Genomic DNA, 6,728 nt, shown 5'->3' on the forward strand with positions numbered 1-6,728 from the left:
AATGCAAAAAAAAGCCATCCCGGAAAACAGGATGGCCAGAAAAGCTCCTAAGCGGAGCACCATTTGCTGATGGGGCGCTGCGGCGCCGTCTAGGCCACGGCTATCGCATTGACTTCCAGTTCCGCGCCATAGTGGATGGTCGGGCACGGAACCACCGTGCGCGCCGGCGCCGGGCCATCGCCGAGGATATGGGCATAGAGCTCGTTCACCCGGGGCCAGTTGGCGATGTCGGCGATGAAGATCTGCACGCTGGCGAGGTTCTGCATCGAACTGCCCGATGCCAGCAGGATGGCTTTCAGGTTGTCGAACACCTGGATGACCTGGGCATCGAGGCCGGCGGGGATTTTCAGGTCATCGCCCGGCAGAATCGGGAGCTGGCCCGATACGAAAATCAGGCCGTTCGCCTTCACGGCCTGGGAATAATGGCCGCGCGGCAATGGCGCGCTGGCATGGTTGATGTACTCGATCATGCCTGTTGCCCCCTTTGGCTGGGCTGCCAGAGGCGATCGAAATCCGTCGCGCGTTTCTCGGTGAAGGCATCCAGCCCTTCCTGCCATTCGGCACGCGGCACGTCGGAAACGGACCGGACCACCCGGCCCCAGTCATAGCCGGCATGGGCGTGGAGGTGGCCCTTTGCCGCCGTCAGCGCGCCCGGCGGGGCGTTGGCGACGATGGATTTCGCCAGCTCGAAGGCCCGGCCCAGCGACGCGCCCTTCTCCGCCACTTCATTTACCAGCCCGCGTTGCAGCGCCTCCGGCGCCGGCAATCGCTTCCCGGTGAGTACAAGTTCGAGTGCCTGCCGGGTCCCGACGATGTGCTGGAGCAGCGCCAGCCCGGTATTGGGGATGACGCCCCGGGTCACCTCGGGCAGCGCGAACCACGCCCCCTCTTCCGCGATGACCAGATCGCAGGCCAGCGTCAGCTCGAAGCCGCCGCCCACGGCCGGCCCCTGCACCGCCGCCACGACGATCCGCTTCTCGTCCGCCAGCCGCCGGAACAACAAGGCGGGGTCGGTCCGAGGATCAGCCTGCTCCATCCAGCCATCGCGCAGGTCGTCGATATTGGCGCCGGCGCAGAACGTCGGCCCATTCGCGGCAATCACCAGCGCCCGGGCGCCCTGCGCCTGGCTGGATTCGATGGCGTCGAACATTTCGCCGACCATCTGCCGGGACAGCGCATTGCGCCGCTCCACATCATTGAGCGTGATGACGGCGATGTCATCCCGGACGTCGAGAATCAAGGTAGTGAAGGGTTTCATAGTCACGCGGAAGGTCTGAGGGTTAAGCGGTCGCGGAAGGCATCGGGGAGCGGCGTGGGGCCGGATTGCGCGGCATCCATCAGCACGCAAATCGCCTTGGCTCGCGCGCAGAGGGTCTCGCCCATATAGAGTCCCTGCGTCAGTTCGAACGAGGTATTCCGGGCTGCCACGGGCATGGTTTTGACTTCGATTTCACCCGGGTAAAACACCTCGCTGAGGAAATCGATGGCCAGATGCGCCACCACGATGGTCTTGCCCGCCATGCAGGGCGCCAGATCGGCCTGCTGGAAGATCGCCATGCGCGCTTCTTCGAAACAAGTGGCGATCGCCGCGTTATTGACGTGCCGGAACTGATCCGTGTCGCCGTTGCGCAGCCGTAGACGCGTAGAAAAACTGGCGCTTTCCGCACTTTCCAACCTCGTCATCCTGTCCCTCCATACGGTCCCGGTTTGGTCGAAAACGTTTTCGTAAAAGATAGCATGCAGAGCGGCACGGCACAAGGCAAAGCTTGCGCCGGGTCGATCATCGAAGGGGATTAGCGGGGTCTGGGCGGGCCGTCAGACGAACGGAGGATCAGCTCGGGCCGCCAGACTTCCTGCAAGGTCCTGGGGTCCGCGCCGTCTAGCCGGGCGAGCAGCATTTCCACCAGGCGCTTSCCGACGCGATTGGTTTCGGCGGTGAAGGTGGTGAGGGGCGGCGTCACGAGCCGCGCCACGGGATGGTCGTCGCCGCCGATCACGCCAACGTCCTGGCCCACGACCTTGCCGGCCTCGGCAATCGCCCGCATCACGCCCACTGCCACCATGTCCTGCCCGCAGACAAAAGCCGTGGGCGGMTTGGGCAGCGCCAGCAGCGCACGTGCAGCGCGCAGCCCGCCCTCCTCTGTCATGGCTTCCTCCACGCACAGTGCCGGGTCGAGCGGAATGCCGGCCGCGCGCAGCGCCTCTTCATAGCCAAGCCGCTGGCAGTAGCTGAACATCAGGTACTCGGGCGGGTGCACCAGCGCAATCCGGCGGTGACCCAACGCGATAAAGCGCCCGCAGCCATCCCGGCCCACCACGGTTGCGTCGATATCGACAAACGGAAAGTCCTGCGAGCTCTCGCTGCGGCCAAAGGCCACGAACGGGATGTCCCGTTCCAGCAGATATTCGATCCGTTCATCGTGCCGGCGCGTACGGCCGAACAGCAGCGCATCCACGCGCTGCTTCTCCACCAGCCGCTTGAAAACGTCGATTTCCGTTTCCACGGTGCGGCCGGACGCGATGATCACCTGGTAGTTGGTGCCATCCAGCGCTTCGTCGATCCCCGACAGCATGTTCAGGAAGAACGGATGCGCGAACTGCGTCTGCGGCGCCGAGATCACAAAGCCAATCGTGTCCGACGACTGGCGGCGCAGGCGCCGGCCAGCCGGGTCCGGGCTGAATCCGAGTTCCGCCGCAGCCTTCAGCACGCGTTCGCGCGTGTCACGGCTGACGTCCGCCCGGCCGTTCATCGCCTTGGAGACCGTGCTGACCGACAGCTTCAGATGAGCTGCAAATTCCTTGATGTCCACTTGGGATTCCCGAGGTGCTTTGGGCAACATTATCGCTCACCGCGCTGGGCTGCGCCTATCCGGCCCGAAACCGTTTTCCGCAGGACTTTGCCCCATCTGCTTGACTTCCCCTGATTCAAACACTACCCTTTCGAAAACGTTTTCGATGATCCGCTAAAACCCCGGCGAGGAGCACACCATGTACGACACTTCCCAAGACACCGAGATTTCCATGATCCGCGAGACCGCCAGGCGCTTCGTCCGGCAGCGTCTGGTCCCGCTCGAACAGCAGATCGAAACCGACGACGACGTCGAACTCGACCTGCTGGCGCAACTGCGCGCCGAGGTGGCTGGGCTGGGCCTATACGGCTTCAACCTGCCCGAATCCATTGGGGGCCCCGGCCTCTCCGCCGCCGCCAAGGTCGTGGTGCTGGAGGAGCTGACCTACACGTCGGTGCCGCTGAGCGAAGTCTTTGGCCACCTGCCGCTTCAGTTGACGCAGGCCAACGCCGCGCAGCGCGCCGGTTTCCTGCCCGATGTGCTGTCCGGCAAGAAAACCATCACCTACGCACTGACCGAGCCGAACGCAGGCTCCGACCTTGGCGGCCTGAAGACCCGCGCGGTCAAGGTGCCGGGCGGCTGGACGCTCACCGGCAGCAAGCACTTCATCTCCCATGCCGAAACCGCGGACTACATCATCGTCCTGGCCGTAACCGACCCGGCCGCTTCGCTGAAGGACCGCTTCGGCACCTTTATCGTCCGGCAGGGCAACCCCGGCGTGKTCGGCATGACGCGCTACAAGAAGATGGGCTGGCGGGGCTACCACCTCAACGGCTTCACGCTCGAGGACTGCTTCGTCCCGGACGAAGACGTACTCGGCGCGCCCAACGCCGGCTTCCTCGGCATGATGCAGTCGATCAATCAGGACCGCCTGCTCTCCGCCAGCCGCTCGTTGGGCCTGGCAGCGCGGGGCCAGGCCATGGCCTGCGAGTATGCGAATGAGCGCAAGGCGTTCGGCAACGCCATCGGCCAGCATCAGGGCATCCAGTTCATGCTCGCCGACAACGACGTCGATATCGAAGCCGCACGCCTGCTGATCGGCCGGGCGGCGGAACTGATCGAAGCCGGCGACCCGGCGGCGCGCATCGCCGCCTCCCGCGCCAAGCTGTTCGCCAGCGAAATGGGCTGCCGCGTGTCTGACCGCGTGCTCCAGATCTTCGGCGGCATGGGCTATATGTGCGAGCTGCCGGTCGAGCGCTTCTACCGCGACGCGCGGGCATTCCGCATTGGCGAAGGCACCTCCGAGATGCAGCGCCTGCAGATTGCTCGCGCCGCGCTGGCGCAGTGAGGGACGGATTCATGTATCAGCAAATCCTAACCGCGCATGATCCGCACCTGCCCGCCTTCCATCAGGCAGGCAAACCCGTCACCCGGGGCGAACTCCAGCAGGCGTCCCAGCGCGCGGCCAGCTTCCTTTGGGAGCGGGGCCTGCGCCGGGGCGACACGCTCGCCGTCTGGATTCCCGATGGCGCCGTCTGGCTGCAACTGCTGTTCGGCGCGGCGCAGCTGGGCGTGTTGGTGGTGCCCGTCAGCACACGGCTGAAAACGGCCGAAGCGCTCCATGTAGTGAATACCGCACAGGCGCGGATGCTGGTGGTGCCCACCCGCTTCCTGGATTTCGACTATATCGAGGCCGCCTCGGCCATCCAGCACGCCGTCAGCGCGCTGGAGCATGTGGTGGACGTGCCGGTGAGCGGCGAGTTCATGTGGGACGCCTATCCCGTGCGCGAGGAAAGCCTCGGCGAGGGACTGGACCCGTGGTGCACGTTCAGCACCTCGGGCACCACCGGCAAACCCAAGCTGGCCGTGCACACGCAGTCCGGCATCGTCACGCACGCGCTAAACGTGGCGGCGGCCACGGACATGCGGCCCGGAGATGCCACCCTCTGCGCCCTGCCCCTCTACGGCGTGATGGGCTTCGTCCTGGCGATCTCCTCGCTGGCAGCAGGCGCGGCCTGCGTGTTCCTGCCCGTGTTCAAGGCGCAGGCCGCGGCCGAGGCCATGGAACGCCATGCAGTGACCCACTTCTACGGCTCCGACGCCATGCTCGACATGGTCCTGAGCGTGCCCGTCCACAGTTTCCGAAACTGGCGCCGGGGCGGCTTCGCCGAGTTCGCGGGGCTGGGCAGCCGCATCACCGACAAGGCCTGGGCCGACTGGCAGGTGCCGCTCACCGCCGTCTACGGGATGTCCGAATGCTTCGCGCTGGCCGCGCTGCGCGATACCAACGCGACTGGCGACGAACGCCGGCTGGCCGGAGGCCACCCGGTTGCGCCCGTGATTTCGTTTCGCATCGTCGATCCCGCGACCGGCGAAGTCGTCCCCGAAGGCGAACAGGGCGAATTGCAGCTGCGCGGCTACAACGTGACGGCCGGCTACCTCAACAACCCGACCGCCACGGCGGACGCCTTTACCGCCGATGGCTGGCTGCGCACAGGTGACCTCGCCCGGGCGCAGGGCCGCGCGTTCCAGTACCTGTCGCGCCTCAAGGACACGCTGCGCCTGCGCGGCTACCTCGTGGACCCGGCCGAGATCGAGGAATTCCTCGTCACGCATCCGGCGGTGGCGGCAGCGCAGGTGGTGGGCGTTCACCAGGAGGGCGAAGGCGATGTCGCGGTGGCCTTCATCCGCACCCGGGCAGCAGACGTGAGCGAAGCGGCGCTGCTGGAGTTCTGCAAGCGCGGCATCGCGGGGTTCAAGCTGCCCCGGCGCATCGTGGCGTTGGACAGCTTCCCGCAGGTGGACGGCCCCAATGGGGTCAAGATTCTCAAGCACGTCCTGCGCGATCTCGCGAAGGGACACCTTCAACCCGCACCGAACCCCCAAGACAACACGAGGAAGACGCCATGAAACTCAAGGAAATCAAATCTGACATCGCCTGGGCCACGCCGAAACGCGTGGTAATCCATGGCCTCGACCTGTGCGATGACATCGTCGGCAAGCTGGACTTCGGCCAGATGGCCTTCCTGCAGATCTTCGGCCGGCTGCCGGCGGACGACAACGAGTTGCGCATGTTCAACGCGATGATGGTGATCCTGGTGGAGCACGGCATCACGCCGTCCTCGCTGGCCACCCGCATGACCTACTGCGGCGCGCCCGAGGCGGTGCAGGCTGCCGTGGCCGCCGGCCTGCTGGGGCTCGGCTCGGTGTTCGTCGGCTCGCTGGACAACGCCGCGCGCCTGCTGCAGGAATCGCTCGCGGGCAGGGACGTGAGCGATGACGTCGACATGAACGCGCTGGCCACCGACATCGTGGCGGGCTATCGCAGCCGGAAGGAGATCCTCCCGGGCATCGGCCATCCCTTCCACAAGCCCATCGACCCGCGCGCCCCGGCGCTGTTCAAGGTCGCCCAGGAAACCGGCTTCGATGGCCCGTACATCAAGCTGATGGTGGCGCTGGGCGAACAGGCGACGCAGCAGGCCAACCGGCCCCTCCCCGTCAACGTCACCGGCGCGATGGCCGCGGTGGCCTCGGAGATGGGCATTTCTTGGAAGATCTGCCGGGGCCTCGCCGTGGCCGCGCGCTCGGTCGGACTGGTCGGCCACATCCTCGAGGAAATGCGCCAGCCGATGGCGGAAACGCTCTACCTGCGCATCGAGCACGAAGCCAGCGCGCATCTGCGCCCCGCTGACGAAGCCTGACGACAGGGGCACACGCATGACCCGGGCCCCAGCCGTGCATGCCGGCGATTCGCTGTCCACCAGCGAATTGCTGCATCGCATCCGCGCGTGCGTGAAGGACGTCCGGCACGGCGCCCGGGGCGCGGACGACCGGGACCATGCGGTACAGCAGCGGCTGGACAGCCTGCTGCGCAATGCCATTGCCGCCCGGTCGATCTCGGAGATGGCTGTGGCGCTGGGCAGCGCAGCGGAACTGCGC

7 protein-coding genes and 1 pseudogene are annotated in these 6,728 nt (G+C 66.1%); 4 read left to right on the forward strand and 4 right to left on the reverse strand.

The annotated features are described in order from the left end of the window. Nucleotides 1-89: 89 nt before the first annotated feature. From AB4Z27_RS28170 to AB4Z27_RS28185, 4 genes are all read right to left on the reverse strand, one after another. Nucleotides 90-470 carry a RidA family protein gene (locus AB4Z27_RS28170; protein WP_441645861.1) on the reverse strand — a complete coding sequence of 127 codons (381 nt, stop codon included), beginning with the start codon at nt 468-470 and terminating at the stop codon, nt 90-92. Further along, entirely contained in the window at nt 467-1,258 is a 792-nt protein-coding gene (locus AB4Z27_RS28175; protein WP_441645862.1) for an enoyl-CoA hydratase/isomerase family protein, read from the reverse strand. Before AB4Z27_RS28175 ends, AB4Z27_RS28170 begins: the two co-directional genes overlap by 4 nt. A gap of 2 nt (nt 1,259-1,260) precedes the next feature. Next, a complete protein-coding gene (locus tag AB4Z27_RS28180) occupies nt 1,261-1,683 on the reverse strand; it encodes an acyl-CoA thioesterase (RefSeq protein WP_441645863.1) in 423 nt (140 codons plus the stop codon). A gap of 110 nt (nt 1,684-1,793) precedes the next feature. After that, nucleotides 1,794-2,810 (reverse strand): LacI family DNA-binding transcriptional regulator, encoded by a 1,017-nt coding sequence (locus tag AB4Z27_RS28185; protein WP_441645864.1) that lies wholly within the window; start codon nt 2,808-2,810, stop codon nt 1,794-1,796. Nucleotides 2,811-2,988: 178 nt separating this feature from the next. Here AB4Z27_RS28185 and AB4Z27_RS28190 point away from each other — a divergent pair, with 178 nt between their 5' ends. From AB4Z27_RS28190 to AB4Z27_RS28205, 4 genes and pseudogenes are all read left to right on the forward strand, one after another. Continuing rightward, entirely contained in the window at nt 2,989-4,137 is a 1,149-nt protein-coding gene (locus tag AB4Z27_RS28190; protein ID WP_441645865.1) for an acyl-CoA dehydrogenase family protein, read from the forward strand. An 11-nt stretch (nt 4,138-4,148) separates the two neighbouring features. Next, on the forward strand, nt 4,149-5,699 hold the full coding sequence (locus AB4Z27_RS28195) for an AMP-binding protein (protein ID WP_441592750.1): 1,551 nt from the start codon (nt 4,149-4,151) through the stop codon (nt 5,697-5,699). Next, complete coding sequence (locus tag AB4Z27_RS28200; RefSeq protein WP_092294868.1) at nt 5,696-6,490, forward strand: citryl-CoA lyase; 795 nt, start codon at nt 5,696-5,698, stop codon at nt 6,488-6,490. The genes AB4Z27_RS28195 and AB4Z27_RS28200 overlap by 4 nt, the downstream gene beginning before the upstream one ends. 16 nt (nt 6,491-6,506) lie before the next feature. Continuing rightward, nucleotides 6,507-6,728: pseudogene (locus AB4Z27_RS28205) on the forward strand (hypothetical protein); the annotation flags it as partial.

This window comes from Cupriavidus sp. KB_39 (assembly GCF_052114485.1).
Lineage (GTDB): Bacteria > Pseudomonadota > Gammaproteobacteria > Burkholderiales > Burkholderiaceae > Cupriavidus.

Bases quoted from the DNA above. Each gene is read 5' to 3' on its own strand.
- AB4Z27_RS28175 (WP_441645862.1), bottom strand. From the start codon at position 1,258: ATGAAACCCTTCACTACCTTGATTCTCGACGTCCGGGATGACATCGCC.
- AB4Z27_RS28195 (WP_441592750.1), top strand. From the start codon at position 4,149: ATGTATCAGCAAATCCTAACCGCGCATGATCCGCACCTGCCCGCCTTC.
- AB4Z27_RS28200 (WP_092294868.1), top strand. From the start codon at position 5,696: ATGAAACTCAAGGAAATCAAATCTGACATCGCCTGGGCCACGCCGAAA.
- AB4Z27_RS28170 (WP_441645861.1), bottom strand. From the start codon at position 470: ATGATCGAGTACATCAACCATGCCAGCGCGCCATTGCCGCGCGGCCAT.
- AB4Z27_RS28180 (WP_441645863.1), bottom strand. From the start codon at position 1,683: ATGACGAGGTTGGAAAGTGCGGAAAGCGCCAGTTTTTCTACGCGTCTA.